This window comes from Erwinia sp. QL-Z3 (assembly GCF_004551645.1).
Lineage (GTDB): Bacteria > Pseudomonadota > Gammaproteobacteria > Enterobacterales > Enterobacteriaceae > Erwinia > Erwinia billingiae.
Window position 1 is genome coordinate 1,894,967 of sequence record NZ_CP037950.1, and the last position, 16,825, is coordinate 1,911,791.

Below are 16,825 nucleotides of genomic sequence, written 5' to 3' on the forward strand. Positions count from 1 at the left end.
TCATGGCAATTCCTGTTTATCTGTGGCTGAAAGACGACGGCGGTGCGGACATTAAAGGTTCCGTAGACGTTCAGGATCGTGAAGGCAGCATCGAAGTGGTCGCTCAGGAACACAACCTGTACATCCCGACCGACAACAATACCGGCAAGCTGACCGGCACGCGTATTCATACACCTTTCCTGTTCACCAAGGAAATCGACTCCTCCAGCCCGTACCTTTACAAGGCAGTGACCACTGGTCAGACCCTGAAGTCTGCTGAGTTCAAGTGGTACAAAATCAACGATGCGGGCCAGGAAATGGAGTACTTCAACACCAAGCTTGAGAACGTGAAATTGGTGAAAGTCGCGCCGAAAATGCACGACATCAAAGACCCGGGCTACGAGAAGCATAACCACCTCGAAACCATCGAACTGCGTTACGAAAAAATCACCTGGACCTACAAAGACGGCAACATCATTCATTCCGATTCCTGGAACGAACGCGCCACGGCGTAAGCCTGATGCGGGCAGGTTTTTCTGTCCGCAGTTTTTGCTGAACGTCTGTCGTGCGGGCTTTCAGCAAAATATACATCACTCCATGCCCCTGACCTTATGCGCTTTGGTTTCCTGATAGTCAGGGAATAGCGAAGGGCGGTAGCGTGCCTGGAAAGACAAAAGAGAGAGTTATGGAAAATTCAGCCGCCTTGTTACGTCGTCTTAATCCTTATTGTGCCCGTGCGTTAGACGGTGCAGCCAGCCTGTGCCAGACCCGCGCCCACGCGGAAATTTTACCCGAGCACTGGTTGCTGAAACTGCTGGAACAGGGCGAAGGCGACCTGACGGTGTTAGCACGCCGTTATGAGTGGGACATGGATGCGCTGTGGCAAGACTTACTCGGCTGGCTGGACAACCTGCAGCGCTCAGTGCGTGGGCGGCCCCAACTGTCAGACACGCTTCATGCGTTACTGAAGCAAGCGTGGCTGGTTGCCTCGCTTGAAGGCTGTGAACACATCCGCAGCGCACACCTGCTGGCAGCAATGATTGAAATGCCAAAAATGCTGCGCTGTGACGGGGTGTGGCCACTGCTGACGCTGGGACAGAGCCAGCTTGAGCGTCTGCGTCCGCTGCTTGATGCGCAGTCTGATGAACGAGAGGAGATGCAGCGGGAGGAAGAGCTGACACAGAAGCGTGGCGGAGACATTGAATTCGTTGGGCGCCCGGTAGGGGCAACGGCGGAAGGTGAACTTAACCCGGCGCTGCAGAACGCCTTGGATAAATTCACGCTTGATGTCACCGCCAAAGCGAAAGCGGGCAGTATCGACCCGGTATTCGGGCGTGATATCGAAATCCGTCAGATGGTGGATATCCTCTCCCGCCGTCGTAAAAACAACCCGATACTGGTCGGCGAACCGGGCGTCGGAAAAACGGCCCTGGTGGAAGGGCTGGCGCTGCGGATCAGCGAGGGCAACGTGCCGGAAAGCCTGAAAGCCGTCAGCCTGCGCACTCTCGACCTCGGCCTGCTGCAAGCGGGTGCCGGTGTGAAGGGGGAATTTGAACAGCGCCTCAAAAACGTGATTGAGGCGGTACAGCAGTCCCCTACTCCCGTTCTGCTGTTTATCGACGAAGCGCACACCATTATCGGGGCTGGCAATCAGGCCGGCGGCGCGGATGCGGCCAACCTGCTGAAACCTGCGCTGGCACGTGGTGAACTGCGCACCATTGCGGCCACCACATGGTCTGAGTACAAACAGTATTTTGAACGTGATGCCGCACTGGAACGTCGTTTTCAAATGGTGAAGGTGGATGAGCCGGACGACGACACCGCCTGCCTGATGCTCAGGGGCCTGAAATCCCGCTATGCCGGGCACCACGGCGTACATATCACCGACGATGCCGTGCGCGCCGCCGTGACACTTTCCCGCCGTTACCTCACCGGCCGTCAGTTGCCCGATAAAGCGGTGGACCTGCTCGACACCGCGAGCGCCCGGGTTCGCATGAGCCTCGATACCGTGCCGGAAAGCATTACGTACCTGAGAGCGCAGCAGACGGCACTGGCGCTGGAGCAGCAGGCGCTGCTGGAAGATATCGCCGTCGGCGGCCATTCCCATGGTGAGCGACTGGCTGCCATTGATACACTGCGCCTCGTGCTGGATGCGGATATCAAGACACAGCAACAGCGTTTCGCGCAAGAAAAATCGCTGGCAGAACAGCTGATGACCTGCCGTCAGGACATCAGCCGGCAGGAAGAAATTCACAGCCTGCAACAGCAACTGAGCCAGCTGCAACAGGACGCCGCATTAATTCAGATTGATGTGGATACCCGCACCGTCGCCAACGTGATTGCCGACTGGACCGGCGTGCCGCTGTCATCATTAATGAAAGACGAGCAGACCGACCTGCTGACGCTTGAAAACTCGTTGGGAAAACGCGTGGTCGGGCAGGATGCTTCGCTGAACGCCATCGCCCGGCGTCTGCGCGCCGCGAAAACCGGCCTCACCGCTGAGAACGGTCCGCAGGGCGTATTTCTGCTGGTTGGGCCGAGCGGCGTCGGGAAAACCGAAACTGCGCTGGCGTTAAGCGACGTGCTGTACGGCGGTGAAAAATCACTGATCACCATCAACCTCTCCGAGTACCAGGAGCCGCACACCGTCTCGCAGCTAAAGGGTTCGCCGCCGGGCTACGTTGGTTACGGTCAGGGAGGCATTCTGACCGAAGCGGTGCGCAAACGCCCGTACAGCGTGGTGCTGCTCGATGAAGTGGAAAAAGCACACCGGGATGTGATGAACCTGTTCTACCAGGTGTTTGACCGGGGCTTTATGCGTGACGGCGAAGGGCGAGAAATTGATTTTCGCAACACCGTCATTCTGATGACTGCCAACCTCGGTAGCGACCCACTTATGCAACTGCTGGACGAACAGCCGGAAGCGACCGAAGCCGATCTGCACGAACTGCTGCGCCCGATTTTGCGAGACCACTTCCAGCCTGCACTGCTGGCCCGTTTCCAGACCGTGATTTATCGCCCTCTGGCGGAAACCGCCATGCGCACCATCGTGCAGATGAAACTGGAGCAGGTCAGTAAGCGCTTACGTTGTCATTACGATCTGACCACCCACATCGACGAAAGCCTGTTCGACGCCCTGACGTCCGCCTGCCTGCTGCCGGATACCGGTGCGCGTAACGTCGACAGTCTGCTTAATCAGCAAATTTTGCCAGTGCTGAGCCAGCAGCTGCTGACTCACATGGCGGCGAAGCAGAAACCTAAATTGCTGACGCTGGGCTGGAGTGATGAGGAAGGGATTGTGCTGGAGTTTGCTCATGGCTGAGAAAAAGCAGGATAACGACAAATTAAAGAAAGGTGGTATCAGGTTACTGACAACAGGTGAAATACAGCTGGTACAATCGGTGTTTGCGTCAACGATTAATTATGCAAGTGTGTGGATCCACAAGGACAGCTATCTGCCTTTTAATCTGCAGAATGAAAATACGGCAATGACGCCGAACGGTGAGCTGTATTTTCGTAATCAGTATCATGATGACTTTTCGCTGTCGCTCGATGATATGCAGCATCTGTTTATCCATGAAATGAGCCATGTCTGGCAACGTGCCCGAGGGATGAATGTTATCGGCCGGGGACTGGTGAGTTGGCTGGTCAGTTATCGTTATACCCTTGATGGACGGCTGTTAAGTGAGTATCCAATGGAGCAGCAGGCGCAGATTATTGCGGATAATTTCACCTTTCAGACTCATGGTTATTATGGCTGGCAGAAACTTAGGGGATGGGAGATCGTTACATTGGATGGCAATACTTCTGAACCGATAATCCGGGAAATGTATCAAAAAACATTGAGAGGATTTCCATGGTGAAAATAAAAAAACGACACTCAATATTACTGTCAGGCTTGCTAGTTGTTTCTCTTTTGACATTAACGGGATGTCCATGGGGGGGGGTGAAATATTATCCTGCAGAAACAACTCATGTTTTTATGAAAAATAATTCGCTTTGTTTTCCTATTCCAGACAGTAAAGATTATCAGCCCGTTTTTGTCGCAGTCAATCTCAAGAGTACACCTTCGAAAGAGCGAAAGTTCATTGACCACCCACAATTACGTGTGACAGATGGTCAATTATGTTTCCCACCTTCGTACTATCATTTTCCTGATACATCAACTGAGTCCTTTGTGATTGAGTTTGTATTGCAATCTCAGGATAAAAATAATCATCCAAGAAGTTTTGTTACGGAAGTTGAAATAATTAGAGGCAGGGCTCGAAATGTGTTTTTTACTGAAAGAGAGCACGGCCAATCTGAATTCACACGCTAAATATAGCTCTTCATGTCATATTCTATTCTCGATGACGCTAAAAATGCAGGAATATAGTGTTGGATTCTCCATGGTGAGTATTTCGTGGTCTTTGCTGTTGTCTGGCATGTGTCTTTTGATGTTAACGGGATGTCCGGGACCTGGAGACAGGGGGCGATTTGACGAAACAGCACAGGTCAGTCAGCAAGGAGACAGCGTGGGTTTTAACGTTACTGATGCTCAGGATTATCAACCCGCAGATATCGGGATCAATCCCCGGGGGATATCTTCAAAAGAAAAGAAATTTAATTTTACACCGAACCTTACTGTTTCAGATGGGAAATTATATATTCCCCCCTCTTTTTTCCGCTTCCTGCATAAGGGGCAGTTCATCATTGAGTATGTATTAACTTAAAAAAACATCACGATGAGCCACGGAGTTTCGTAATCACCCTGGAAATTAACAATGACCATATTTATAACGTGACGCCGACAGAGAGAGAAATAAACCTGCCGTATTGTCGCTATGCGATGGATAACTCAGTCGGTGTCTGCCAGCTGTAAATCTTACAAGCACTGAAAAATTACATGGAGTAAAAATCATGAGTCTGACAGATACGCTGACCAGCATAATTAAAACCACCCTGAACCGTTACCGTCTGGATATTCCTTCCTGCACATCCTTATTGGATGTGGAAGAGTTCAGCGGCAAAGAATTTATGAGTGCTCTGTATTATTACACCGTCCTGTTTACCAGTTCTGACAAAGACATTACAGCAGCACAGTTGCTGAGCAAGCCCGCATCCCTGACCATGGGAACGGGGACCCTGATGGGGTTGAGCGGCCAAAAGGTGATCCACGGTGTCGTCACTCATTTCAAACGTATCAATGGTTCCGCAGATCAGGTTACTTACCAGATTATTATCGAACCTTTCCTCTCTTTGCTGAATAAACAGTTCCGCACGCACCGCTTCTTTGTCGACAAATCAGTACCAGACGTGGTGAAGCAGGTACTCCAGGAGCATGGTCTGAAAGACTGGGAATACGAATTTTCCCTGAAAGCTGACTATCCGAAGCGTGAGCAGATAAACCAGTACCAGGAAAATGACCTCGCGTTTATTGAACGCCTGCTGTCAGAGGTGGGGATTTATTACTTCTTCACCTTACAAAAAGACACCCAGACCGAAGTGGTAAATTTTGCGGACACCCAGAGTGCCTGGACGTTCGGGAAAACCCTGCCGCTGAACAGCCCGTCAGGGGCGAATGACAACGGCGTCGACTCCGTGTGGGATATTCATGTCAGGCACAACGTGGTGGAAAGTTCGGTAACCGCCGGCGACTACAACCACCGGCAGGCACAAAAAATCCTGACATCCGCGCAGGCCGATATGACCCGTGGCGACGGCGACGGCGTGACTTACGGGGATGTCTACCACTACCGTCCACGTCATCTGGAAAGCGGGGAGAAGATTAACCCGGCTGCCGAAACCGGCAACTTCTGGGCAAGAATGGAGCATGAACGCTTTCTCTCGACCCAGACCACGGTGACCGGCTGCAGTACCGATTCCACTCTGGGGGTGGCGCAGATACTCACTATCACGGAAACAGCGCTCCCTCCTACCTTGCCGGCCGTCACGGAAAATGGACTGGTTATCGTGCGTGCAGACTACACGGCCAGCCGTAAAAATGCCCTGCAGGTGGGATGGGCGGCAATGCCCTACAGCGAAACCTGCTGCTGGAGACCGCCGGCCAAAAGGCGCCCTGTGGTGAGTGGCACGCTAATGGCACGCGTGACCAGCGCCAAAGACAACGATATTTACGCCTGGCAGGATGAAGCTGGCCTGTATCGCGTGAAATTTGATGCCGACCGTGACGATAAACGTCAGGGTATGGAAAGTATGCCGGTGCGCCTGGCCAAACCCTACGGCGGTGATCAATACGGCATTCACTTTCCGCTGATACAGGGCACAGAGGTGGCCATCGCCTTCCATGAAGGTGATCCGGACCGGCCATATATCGCCCACGCCCTGCACGATTCCCGCCACATTGACCACGTCACTGAGAAGAACAGCACGCGTAACGTAGTCAGGACCGCAGGCCTCAACAAACTGCGGATGGAAGACAAACGCGGCGAAGAACATATCAAGCTCAGCACTGAATACGGCGGCAAGACGCAGCTCAATTTAGGACACAATGTTGATGCAAAAGGGTCACTACGTGGAGAAGGTGCTGAACTGCGGACGGATGACTGGGTCAGTATCCGCGGTGGGAATGGAGTTTTCATCACTGCGGATAGCCAACCCCAGGCACAAGAACAGATGCTGGAGATGGATGAGGCTATCCGGCAACTGGAGCAGGCGTTAACTTTGGCACGCAGCATGGCGAAGGCGGCAACCTCTGCGAAGGCGACCGAAGGGGATGTTCGCAGTCAGCAACAATTGAACAACTCGTTAAGCAATCTCACAGCATCGGGAATGTTATTGCATGCTCCACAGGGTATCGGCATTGTCAGCGCCAGGGCGCTTCGAATCGCCTCTGGAAGTGAAAGTGTTGGGATCATGTCGGGAGATAATACCGATATCAGTGCCGGTCAGTCGTTCACTGTTGTGGCGGAGGAAACCGTCAGTCTGCTGGCGAATGGCCGGGGCATGCAGCTATTGGCGGCAAAAGGCCAGGTGAATATCCAGGCTCAGAGTGACACTTTATCTGTTAACGCTCAAAAAGATCTTGATATTCAAAGTTCAGAAGGAAAAGTGACAATCTCTGCTGAACAGGAGCTCATTCTTACCTGTGGCGGGGCTTATATCAAACTGAGCGGCGGAAATATCGAGCTGGGCTGTCCGGGAAATATCCTGCTTAAATGTACTAACGTCCAGAAAATGGGCGCTGCAAGTCTTAATATTGCGCCAGTTGAAATGCCGGGAGGGTTTGGCGGAGGCTTTATTCTTACCGATCATGAAGGGACGCCTCAGCCATCAACGCCTTATCGGATAACAACAGCAGATGGAGATATCCTACAGGGTGTTACTGATGAAAAAGGCAAAACAGCGCCGGTAAATACATTAATACCGTCATCGGTAAAAGCTGAATTCGGTAAGGTAAAAACTAATGGGGCGGCGGAATGACAAAATATCAGGGTTATGAGGTAACCGACGGCACCCATAAAACCAGTATTCATAATGAATGGAAAACGGTTGTTGCGCAGAAAAAGCCAGTACGAGGCGTGACTTTAACCATCGGCGTTTTTTTCGACGGCACAGGTAATAATAGAGAAAACACAGCCTCTCGCTTGATGCAATTCAATGAATGCAATGCCCCTCAGCAGGGTGTGAATCAAAAAGATGCGCAAAGCTGCGAAGACTTTCTCAATGCAATCAATAAAGACAGTTTCTCAAATGGTAGCTATCGCGGATATTATTCAAATATTCGCTGGCTAAACACACTCTACCTGCCAAATCAGGCTCTTACAGAAGACCAGACGTCAGCTCAAATTAAAACGTACATTTCCGGGATAGGTACAGCAGCAGGTAAATCAGACTCGGTCTTAGGAATGGGGCTGGGCACCAGTATTCTGGATGTGTTTGAAGGTGTGGTGACGAAAACTGACGAGGCGATAAAGGGGATCACCGAGGAACTGTTGGCATTTATGAAGCGAAACGTCAAACAGGATTTCTGTGTTGAAAAAATTCAGTTTGATGTATTTGGTTTTAGCCGTGGGGCAGCGGCGGCGCGGCACTTTGCCAATCGGGTTATGGAACAGGATCCTGCGATAGCCAGTGCGATTGCGAAAGGTCTCAGGGGGGATTATTACGACGGCAAACCTTCCGGCGAAGTCCGCTTCTTAGGCATTTTCGATACCGTGGCGGCCATTGGCGGGATTAGCAATTTCTTCGACATTAACGGCCGCAGCAACCCGAGAGTGAAGCTGGAGTTACGTCCTTCGGTAGCGAAGAAAGTATTTCAGATCACCGCCATGAATGAATATCGTTATAATTTCAGCCTGAACAGTATTAAAGGCATGTGGCCCGAGCTTGCTTTACCGGGATCGCATTCAGATATCGGTGGGGGTTATAACCCGGTGGGTTCGCCTCTGCAGGAAAATGAAAGTCTTTTTCTGAGCTGCCCCGAATTTGAAATTGTCAGCGACGATACCAGAGAAATCGACACCCGGGTATATCGTAATGCGGAGAAAGCCAGAGAAATGTTGGTGTCTTTGCCTGCACTGAAATACTTGTTGCCCCATGGAAAAATAACCACCAAAACCCGCTCCGTAGGTGTGATGAATAGCAATCAACATCGGGCTGGGGGGATTCAGAAGCAGGTCGGCGCCGCAGTTTTTTTTGAGCGAACGGCCATTCCTAATGATTGGGCCAAAGTCAGTCTGCGCGTGATGCTGGATGCGGCTCAGGATGCTGGAGTATTGTTTGAGCCAATTCAAGAAAACGATGAAAAATATTCATTGCCGGCAGAGTTGAAAGTTCTTTGTGATAAAGCCATCGCCCAAGGAAAAGCAGTGCGACTTGCGCAAGCTCCACAGCCGTTTACCGAAGAAGAGCGACTTCTTATAGGGAAATATACCCACTGCTCCGCCAAATGGAACATTGAGTCCGATCGTAATCTGTGGGTGGATCCTAAAACGGGAGAGATATTTATCCATCGTTTTGGCCCGAAAGAAGATAAGGCGTTTGTATTCCCCAATAAGCCTAATGACCACTGGATACGTTCGGTTTGGTATATGGATGATCAGCAGCGTCTGCATGATAGCGCGGTGAAAAATGGTGACCTCACCACCTCTGAGCATTAAACGCTAAGGAATAGCAATATGAGTTTAACTAAAGGCATTTTCACTATTTGTCTGTTGTTGTCAGTGACAGGGTGTTCCACAGGAAAAACGCAGTCTGTTGCGCAAGGCGATACCGCAACCCAGACGGAATTTGGCTATAAAAAACTGCCTTACGATGAATGGAAGTTTTTATTCATTTACCCCCAAGCGCTTCCTGCACTGGCCACTCAGGCGCTGATGGTGGACGGGTCCGGTTATAAGACCACCTACCAGTATGTTGATAACACCGAGCCGAGTAAGGTCAGCGTAGGGCGCTGGAATGACCATCTGGGCGTTACACAGTCTTACTACAACAAGGGCAAGGCGCTTCCTCTGATGCTGCGGTTCTGCTGGGACTCGGTGATAGACAAAAAGAGTTATGAAACCCTGGTGATATTTAAAAAAGGTACCTGGGAACAGATGACCACGTTGTATACCGACAGTTATCGCCCAGACGAGACGTATTACCGTGACACGATGGTAATTGGTCTGGCTCCCGGAGGTAAGGTGAGTGTCTGGTTAGATAATTTAGGTGATCCAGTGGTTCCCCAGTTGGATGCCAAAATCACCACCGTGTCGGGTGAGAAAATGGAGATGTGCAAGGGCGTGACTAATTTCCCTAATGGTTATGGATATACCAAGGAGACAAAAGCTTTTATCGAAGGTAAAACCTATCCCTATGGCAGTTGGTGATGCTTAGCATAATAAAAAGGAGAAAAATAGTGGGTATTAATAGTAAGGCGATTGTTCTCTCCATTGTGATTATTCTGTCTGGGTGCACTGCCGAGTCTGATAAATCCATATGTGCTAATATGGAGGGGAAATATCAGCGTATTGATTCTCCTTTTGCACTAAAAGATAGTAGGGGTATTTCCGTTTACCTTAAACGTATTGATGGGACAAATAATGGCTTCTATGGCATTGTTGATTACACGGATTTTAAATATTCATCACAGCCTATGGTTAGAGAAAACCCTCAGTGCTCGATTGTTTTTGAAAGAGAAACACTGAGTTACACTAAGGATAGGGACAAATATGGCTGCAACTATGTTTTTTTTGAAAATGCAAATCGATTAAAATTCTATTGCCTACAGAAAGACTCTGACAAAATCCCAGAGAGTATCAACAAAGCTTTTGATAAAGTGAAAAATGAGCCGTTATTTAACGATATGTCTGAAGTTGATAGCGTCATGAAATGGAATGATGCTCTATAAATAACGGTTATTCCTACCAGTATAGAATATTTGCATGCGATTTGTTGCATGGGGTTATTTTTATCATTATAAATACTTTTTATTTGTAAGGTTCATATGTCTAAAGGATTTGTATTGCTTGGTGATAACACCACGCATGGCGGAGAAGTTATTTCTGCATCATCAACCATGATCGTTAATGCAAAAAAAGTAGCCTTAATAGGCGACAAAATCAGTTGCCCCATAGACGGGCACGGTATTAACAGCATTATTGAAGGTTCGTCTGAATGGATCTCTGACGGTAAAGCAGTCGTGGTGGACGGTTGCCGCTGTGAATGTGGTTGTCAGGTCATCTCGAGCGCACCGGATTGTGCCATAGGATGAGCCATGGGCTGGGAACGAAAGATACCAATAATTTCAAAACGTCCTGAGGAACCGTCACTTGTTTTATGGTTAAGTGGGGCCATAGTGGCACTTATCGCGAGCGTTTTGTTGTTTGTGCTTCATGCAAACCAGCTACTGGGGTCATTTCAGTCGTTCAGCATCTCGGTATTATCAGCCACACCGCTGGTTATTTGGTTCACCCTTATCTGTCTGCGGGGCTGGTTGTATAACCTGGCGTTTGATCGCTATAAATTTGAAACTGACGAAGCAGGATATGCTCAGCAACAGTGGGCTGCCTGGGCCGGGCGTTATCTGGCAGTGTTGCACAGCGTGGCATTCTTGCCCGGTTCATTAACAGCAGCACAGCTTATACAGCCACCACCAGGACTTGAGCGGTGTGGCCAACAAACCAGGCGTATACCCTGGGGAGAAGCTGAAGGGCTGACAATATTGCTTGGCGACGCCAGCGACGCGCTGCTGCAGCTTCCGGCGGCCTTACCTCTGAATGTCACATATTTGACTGACTCTTCACTGGATATCTCTTCGCTACAGGCTCTGTTTGATGACTGTTGGAAGGAACAGATCCCGGCAGAGCGTCCGGCTCCGAAACTTAATATTCTGCAATCCCATTCTCTTCTGATACTCGATGAGCGTCTCAAGTCACCTGAAATATCTGCTGAGTTGGTTCTGGTGCAGCAGCTGCAGGGTGGGGAGAAATACAGTGATGCGCTTATTGTACTACTACTGGTATCTGATGATGTCGCGACCAAATATCAGATTAAACATGATGTTCGGCTGCTGCGCCCTATGGACCTTGATCCATTCCAACTATCAGAAGAACTGGCATTGTATTTTTCCACGCAGACCCTGGCGAACAGCGCGCAGTTTATCGCTGGTGATCAACTGCGCTGGGCAGATGATTTTTTTGAACTACTGAAGGCCAGTGAAACCTCAGGCGGATACTGGAAAGCAGAACAGGTGCAGTGGCTGGAAACCTTTACCGGTATCAGCGGGCCCTTCTCCCCCTGGGTGATGGCCGCAGTGAGCAGCGACATAGTGCGTTTAAAGCAGGCTGACTGCCTGATGCTTTCTGCTGACGAAGAACAGAGTTTTATTACTACCGTGACAACAGGGAGTCAAAATAATGACAACGGGTAGTTCAGTGTGGCGTGGAGGCTGGAGTGGTTACGGTCTAACGGCGGTGATTGCCGCAGCGATAGCCTGGGGCATCTGGCATTATGGAGACAGAATTGGCCTAAATACCATAGGAATGAAATGCCTTGGCTTTGCCGGGGGCATGATCCTCCTGATGTTACTTCGACATGGGAAAATCATCGGATTGGTTGTTCAGCAACGCTGGCATCGCTTCCAGGCAAAACGTAAGGATCAATTGCCGGATGACGAATCCCGTGTAGCACAAACGCCACCCCGCAACGTCACCGTCGCTGAAATCCGTGAAGCTATGCGCCATCTCTATGGCCGTGGCTGGCCACGCAAAGTCCGTATCCTGCTTATCACGGGCACACCTGGTGAGGTGGAGCAGTTAACTCCCGGGTTGACCTCGCAATACTGGCAGGAAGATCAGGGTACGTTGCTTCTCTGGGGCGGCGACTTGAACAGCCCCGTTGACAGTCAATGGCTGACCGCGCTGCGTAAACTGCGTCGCCGCCCGGCTGATGGCATGGTGTGGGTAACCTCGCTATTTGACCGCCTGTCCTCACCGGACCTGACCCAGCCGCAACCGGCACCTTCCGCCAGCATGATGGATACCTTTTCCCATGCCATCAGCGCCCGTAATCAGACGCTGGGCTGGCAGTTGCCGCTCTATGTCTGGTCACTGCATCTCCGGGCCGGCAAACCAGAAGAGCGTACTGTTCAGGCGATCGGTTGTCTTCTCCCTGCCGGGTGTCGCCCGGAAGGGTTGACAGAACAGCTTGCTACCCTGACAACGGAACTGATCGCCCGGGGGCTGCAGCAGACCTGCGATGCGGTGCAGCACAACTTCCTGCTGACGCTGGCCGACCAGTTGGTTTGTGAACCACAGAGCGTGGCTGAGCCGCTCTCTGTGATACTCAATCCGTACAGGCCGCTGCCGCTGGCGGGGGTGGTCTTCAGCCATCCCTCCGTGGGTGCAGAGCGTAGCGTTCAGCATCACTGGGGGATGGACAAGCGCTGGAATATCATTCCGGCCACTGCCCGTTCGCTGCCCGCAGCTCTGCGCCCACATAAACCGGGTATCCCGTGGCAAAAGGTGATGGCATCCGTTGCCGCACTGCTGATGGTGGCCTGGGGAGCCTGGATGCCGGTCTCCTTTATCAGCAACCGCAGTCAAATTCAGGGCGCACAGGAGCAGGCGGCACTGGCGGCTGAACAGCGAATGCCGCTGGGTGAGCGCCTGCATGCGCTGTCTGAACTGCAGAAAACCCTCGGTCGTCTCCAGTACCGTGCAGCACACGGCATCCCTTGGTATGAACGTGCCGGGCTCAGCCAGAATGACGCACTTTTAAAGGCACTCTGGCCACGTTACAGGGACAGCGCACAACCCTTGTTGCGTGACGCCGCGGCCGGGCACCTGCAGACGCAACTCAATGCGTTCAACGCACTGCCACCGGGCAGCCCCCTGCGCGAACAGATGGCTAAAACGACCTATAACCAGCTCAAACTCTATCTGATGCTGGCGCGACCGGACCACATGGATGCGGCCTGGTTCAGCAGCGGATTATTGCAGGACTGGCCAACGCGTCAGGATGTGAAAGACAGCGAGTGGCAGGGCCTGGCTCCGTCGCTGCTCTCTTTTTATGCAGCAAGTCTGATAACGCATCCACAGTGGCACCTGCCCGCCGATGAGAGCATGGTCAGCCAGGCACGCTCCCTGCTGGTCCGCCTGATGGGGATGCGTAACAGCGAATCCAGCCAGTATCAGAAAATGCTCGCTGAGGTGGTAAATCAGTATGCCGATATGCGTCTGGAAGACATGACCGGCGATACCGACGCCGGCCGCCTGTTCACGACCCGTGAGGTGGTGCCAGGAATGTTCACCCGTCAGGCCTGGGAGCAGGCCGTGCAGCCTGCCATCGAAAAGGTCGTGAAAGAGCGCAGGGATGAACTGGACTGGGTGCTGACCGACAGTAAACAGAAACCGCAGCAGGAAGGGTCACCGGAAACGCTGGAAAAACGCCTGACGGAGCGCTATTTTGCTGACTTTAGCGGCGCCTGGCTGGCATTTCTCAACAGCCTGCGCTGGAACAATGCCGGCACGCTATCTGATTCCATTGACCAGCTGACGTTGATGGCCGACCTGCGTCAGTCACCGCTGGTGGCGCTGATGAATACTCTGAACGTGCAGGGCAGAACCGGGCAGACGGGTGAAGCTATTTCTGACTCGCTGGTGAAATCAGCGAAAAATCTGCTGGGCGGTGACAACAAGGATGCCATCGATCAGAGCGCCGGCGTTCATGGCCCACTGGATGCCACCTTCGGTCCGGTACTGGCACTGATTGACAAAAACCGCACCGGCGCACAGGCCCAGAGTCTGCAGTCTTATCTGACCCGTGTTACTCAGGTGCGTCTGCGCCTGCAGCAGGTGACCAACGCGGCCGACCCGCAGGCGATGACTCAGACGCTGGCTCAGACCGTGTTTCAGGGCAAAGCGGTGGACCTGACCGACACCCGTGACTACGGTAGCCTGATTGCCGCCGGACTCGGCCAGGAGTGGAGCGGCTTTGGCCGTTCGGTGTTTGTGAACCCGATGGAACAGGCCTGGCAGCAGGTATTGACCCCGGCGGCAGACAGCCTGAATGCCCAGTGGCAACAGGCTGTGGTCAGTGAGTGGAACAGCGCCTTTGGCGACCGTTACCCGTTCAGTAATTCAGGCAGTGAGGTCTCGCTACCGCTGCTTGCGAAATACCTCAATGCGGACTCCGGGCGTATCACACAGTTCCTGCAAACACGTCTCAAAGGCGTGCTGCACCGTGAAGGCAGCCACTGGGTAGCGGACAGCATCAATTCACAGGGATTGACCTTTAACCCCGCCTTCCTTAACGCCATGAATACCCTGAGTCACATCTCGGATGTGGCGTTCACTGAAGGCAATGCCAGGATGAGCTTTGAACTGCGCCCGGGGACGGCGGATGGCGTGATGCAGACGGACATGATCATTGACGGTCAGAAGCTGACCTACGTAAACCAGATGCCACAGTGGAAACGCGTCACCTGGCCGGCGGATACCGAAGCGCCGGGCGCAAATCTGAGCTGGATAAGTGTTCAGGCAGGCACCCGTCAGTTTGCGGATATGCCGGGAACCTGGGGACTGATACGCCTGCTGGATAAAGCCTCTGTCAGCGACAATTCGGGCGTGGACAGCAGCTACCGCCTGCGCTGGAAAGCACCGGACGGACGCAACCTCAATTACACGCTGCGTACCGAAGCCGGAGAGGGTCCGCTTGTTCTGCTTAAACTGCGTAATTTCCGCCTGCCGGAGAATATCTTCAGCGTCAGTGACGCACCGGCACAGGCCTCCGCCAATCGTACCGCTGATACTGAAGGTAATTACTGATGTCATCGCTGAATTCCTTGCTGGATGCCTGCCAGGCACGGCAGGACACGTTGTTAGCGCAGACCCTTGAGCGCGTTGCGTTGTGGGATAACTGGCTGCTGCCCGTTCCCGGTGTGTCTGGGGCAGGAGAAGACCCCGGTTACGATGACGATTTCCAGCAGATGCGTGAAGAGGTGAATAAGCTCTCTGGCGCGGACACTGAACGGATCTGCCAACTGGCCGAAGGGCTGCTGACCCACACCGGCAAAGATATTCGCGTGGCCACTTATTACTGCTGGGCGAAACTGCACCGGGAAGGCGAACGCGGCCTGGCTGACGGACTGGAATTACTGGCGGGCCTGCTTGAACGCTTTGGCGGGCAACTGCATCCACAGCGTGACCGTAGCCGTAAAGCTGCTCTCGAATGGCTGGCCGGTTCGCGTATGACAGACAGCCTCTCTCTGTACCCGGAAGTGGTGAGCGAAGATGTGTTGCGTACCGCCGGGGCGTTGCTGCTGATCGCGCAACTGACGGACGCTGAGCCCGATGAAACCCGTCCGCAACTCGATGGTCTGTACAGTGCCCTTGAGGCCCGCCTGCAGAAAGCCGGCGGCGTGGATGCGGTGGTCCCGCAGAATGCCAGTGACAACACGCCCACAGCCTCCCTAGCACACAATGGTGCACCACAGCTGAGTCGGATTACCTCCGGACAGGATTTGCTGGCACAGGCCCGCACCCTGACCGACTACCTGCGTGACCAGCCGGACGGCTGGCTCCCAGCACACCATCTGATGAAAAGCCTGCGTCACGATACGTTGCATGCTATCCCTGCACCGGATGCATCAGGCAGAACCCGCATCGAACCGCCCAGAGCGGACCAGCGCGCCCTGCTCAAACGTCTTTATCTGCAACAGAGCTGGAGCGAAATAACGGAGCAGGCTGACAGCGTCTTCTCGCGCGGTGCAAACCACCTGTGGCTGGATTTGCAGTGGTATATCCACCAGGCGCTGCAAAAACAAGGGAAAGATACGCTGGCGGACATCATTGCTGCCGACCTGAAGGGGTTACTCTCTCGCCTGACCGGGCTGGAGACACTGGCGTTTAATGACGGCACCCCCTTTGCCGATGAGGTAACGCTGAACTGGATACAGCAGAGCGTGATGGACTCCGTCGGGGGCTGGAACGATGACGTACATACCTCACAAACCCGCAGTGCCGATGAAGACATCCTAGCCCTTGAGCCGGAAGCCGTGGCGCTGGCCGACAACACGGGCGCTGAAGCCGCCCTGAACTGGCTGCAGGATCGCCCTGGCATCACCACCGCCCGCCAGAAATGGCTGGTGCGCCTGCTGATGGCGCGTGTTGCGGAACAGTACGGTAAAAACGAGCTGGCAACACATCTGTTCTCTGAGCTGGGTTCACAGGCGGAGGGGGTGACACTTGCGCAGTGGGAACCCGGGCTGCTGTTTGAAGTGCGTGCGCGTCATCTGAAACTGCTGCGTATGAAAGCCGGGCGCAGTGAAAGCGACAAAACCCATCTGCAGCCGAAAATGGAACAACTGCTTGCCGGACTGATAGCACTTGATCCCGCGCGGGCGGCTGTGTTGTGTGGCTAA

At 52.9% G+C, this 16,825-nt stretch carries 13 protein-coding genes; all 13 read left to right on the top strand.

Translation table 11 applies throughout. The annotated features are described in order from the left end of the window. The first annotated feature begins 2 nt into the window (after positions 1-2). A complete protein-coding gene (hcp, locus tag E2F51_RS09280; RefSeq protein WP_134823283.1) occupies positions 3-494 on the top strand; it encodes a type VI secretion system effector Hcp in 492 nt (163 codons plus the stop codon). A 170-nt stretch (positions 495-664) separates the two neighbouring features. Beyond that, the gene (gene tssH / locus E2F51_RS09285) at positions 665-3,301 is read left to right on the top strand and encodes a type VI secretion system ATPase TssH (protein ID WP_134823284.1); all 2,637 of its coding nucleotides are present in this window, start codon (positions 665-667) and stop codon (positions 3,299-3,301) included. Next, positions 3,294-3,842 carry a type IV secretion protein Rhs gene (locus E2F51_RS09290; protein ID WP_134823285.1) on the top strand — a complete coding sequence of 183 codons (549 nt, stop codon included), beginning with the start codon at positions 3,294-3,296 and terminating at the stop codon, positions 3,840-3,842. Before tssH ends, E2F51_RS09290 begins: the two co-directional genes overlap by 8 nt. After that, the gene (locus tag E2F51_RS09295; RefSeq protein ID WP_245174182.1) at positions 3,836-4,297 is read left to right on the top strand and encodes a putative T6SS immunity periplasmic lipoprotein; all 462 of its coding nucleotides are present in this window, start codon (positions 3,836-3,838) and stop codon (positions 4,295-4,297) included. The genes E2F51_RS09290 and E2F51_RS09295 overlap by 7 nt, the downstream gene beginning before the upstream one ends. Positions 4,298-4,340: 43 nt before the next feature. Further along, a complete protein-coding gene (locus E2F51_RS09300) occupies positions 4,341-4,691 on the top strand; it encodes a putative T6SS immunity periplasmic lipoprotein (RefSeq protein ID WP_134823286.1) in 351 nt (116 codons plus the stop codon). A gap of 187 nt (positions 4,692-4,878) precedes the next feature. Further along, a complete protein-coding gene (locus E2F51_RS09305; RefSeq protein WP_134823287.1) occupies positions 4,879-7,401 on the top strand; it encodes a type VI secretion system Vgr family protein in 2,523 nt (840 codons plus the stop codon). Next, a complete protein-coding gene (locus E2F51_RS09310) occupies positions 7,398-9,080 on the top strand; it encodes a DUF2235 domain-containing protein (protein WP_134823288.1) in 1,683 nt (560 codons plus the stop codon). Before E2F51_RS09305 ends, E2F51_RS09310 begins: the two co-directional genes overlap by 4 nt. A gap of 18 nt (positions 9,081-9,098) precedes the next feature. Continuing rightward, complete coding sequence (locus E2F51_RS09315) at positions 9,099-9,791, top strand: DUF2931 family protein (RefSeq protein ID WP_134823289.1); 693 nt, start codon at positions 9,099-9,101, stop codon at positions 9,789-9,791. A 29-nt stretch (positions 9,792-9,820) separates the two neighbouring features. Further along, on the top strand, positions 9,821-10,312 hold the full coding sequence (locus tag E2F51_RS09320) for a hypothetical protein (protein WP_134823290.1): 492 nt from the start codon (positions 9,821-9,823) through the stop codon (positions 10,310-10,312). A gap of 96 nt (positions 10,313-10,408) precedes the next feature. Further along, positions 10,409-10,675 carry a PAAR domain-containing protein gene (locus E2F51_RS09325; RefSeq protein WP_134823291.1) on the top strand — a complete coding sequence of 89 codons (267 nt, stop codon included), beginning with the start codon at positions 10,409-10,411 and terminating at the stop codon, positions 10,673-10,675. A gap of 3 nt (positions 10,676-10,678) precedes the next feature. Continuing rightward, positions 10,679-11,833 carry a hypothetical protein gene (locus tag E2F51_RS09330; protein ID WP_134823292.1) on the top strand — a complete coding sequence of 385 codons (1,155 nt, stop codon included), beginning with the start codon at positions 10,679-10,681 and terminating at the stop codon, positions 11,831-11,833. Continuing rightward, the gene (locus E2F51_RS09335; RefSeq protein ID WP_134823293.1) at positions 11,820-15,230 is read left to right on the top strand and encodes an ImcF-related family protein; all 3,411 of its coding nucleotides are present in this window, start codon (positions 11,820-11,822) and stop codon (positions 15,228-15,230) included. The genes E2F51_RS09330 and E2F51_RS09335 overlap by 14 nt, the downstream gene beginning before the upstream one ends. Next, positions 15,230-16,825, top strand: a complete 1,596-nt coding sequence (gene tssA, locus E2F51_RS09340) for a type VI secretion system protein TssA (protein WP_134823294.1) — start codon at positions 15,230-15,232, stop codon at positions 16,823-16,825. Before E2F51_RS09335 ends, tssA begins: the two co-directional genes overlap by 1 nt.

Bases quoted from the DNA above. Each gene is read 5' to 3' on its own strand.
- hcp (WP_134823283.1), top strand. From the start codon at position 3: ATGGCAATTCCTGTTTATCTGTGGCTGAAAGACGACGGCGGTGCGGAC.
- tssH (WP_134823284.1), top strand. From the start codon at position 665: ATGGAAAATTCAGCCGCCTTGTTACGTCGTCTTAATCCTTATTGTGCC.
- E2F51_RS09290 (WP_134823285.1), top strand. From the start codon at position 3,294: ATGGCTGAGAAAAAGCAGGATAACGACAAATTAAAGAAAGGTGGTATC.
- E2F51_RS09295 (WP_245174182.1), top strand. From the start codon at position 3,836: ATGGTGAAAATAAAAAAACGACACTCAATATTACTGTCAGGCTTGCTA.
- E2F51_RS09300 (WP_134823286.1), top strand. From the start codon at position 4,341: ATGCAGGAATATAGTGTTGGATTCTCCATGGTGAGTATTTCGTGGTCT.
- E2F51_RS09305 (WP_134823287.1), top strand. From the start codon at position 4,879: ATGAGTCTGACAGATACGCTGACCAGCATAATTAAAACCACCCTGAAC.
- E2F51_RS09310 (WP_134823288.1), top strand. From the start codon at position 7,398: ATGACAAAATATCAGGGTTATGAGGTAACCGACGGCACCCATAAAACC.
- E2F51_RS09315 (WP_134823289.1), top strand. From the start codon at position 9,099: ATGAGTTTAACTAAAGGCATTTTCACTATTTGTCTGTTGTTGTCAGTG.
- E2F51_RS09325 (WP_134823291.1), top strand. From the start codon at position 10,409: ATGTCTAAAGGATTTGTATTGCTTGGTGATAACACCACGCATGGCGGA.
- E2F51_RS09330 (WP_134823292.1), top strand. From the start codon at position 10,679: ATGGGCTGGGAACGAAAGATACCAATAATTTCAAAACGTCCTGAGGAA.
- E2F51_RS09335 (WP_134823293.1), top strand. From the start codon at position 11,820: ATGACAACGGGTAGTTCAGTGTGGCGTGGAGGCTGGAGTGGTTACGGT.
- tssA (WP_134823294.1), top strand. From the start codon at position 15,230: ATGTCATCGCTGAATTCCTTGCTGGATGCCTGCCAGGCACGGCAGGAC.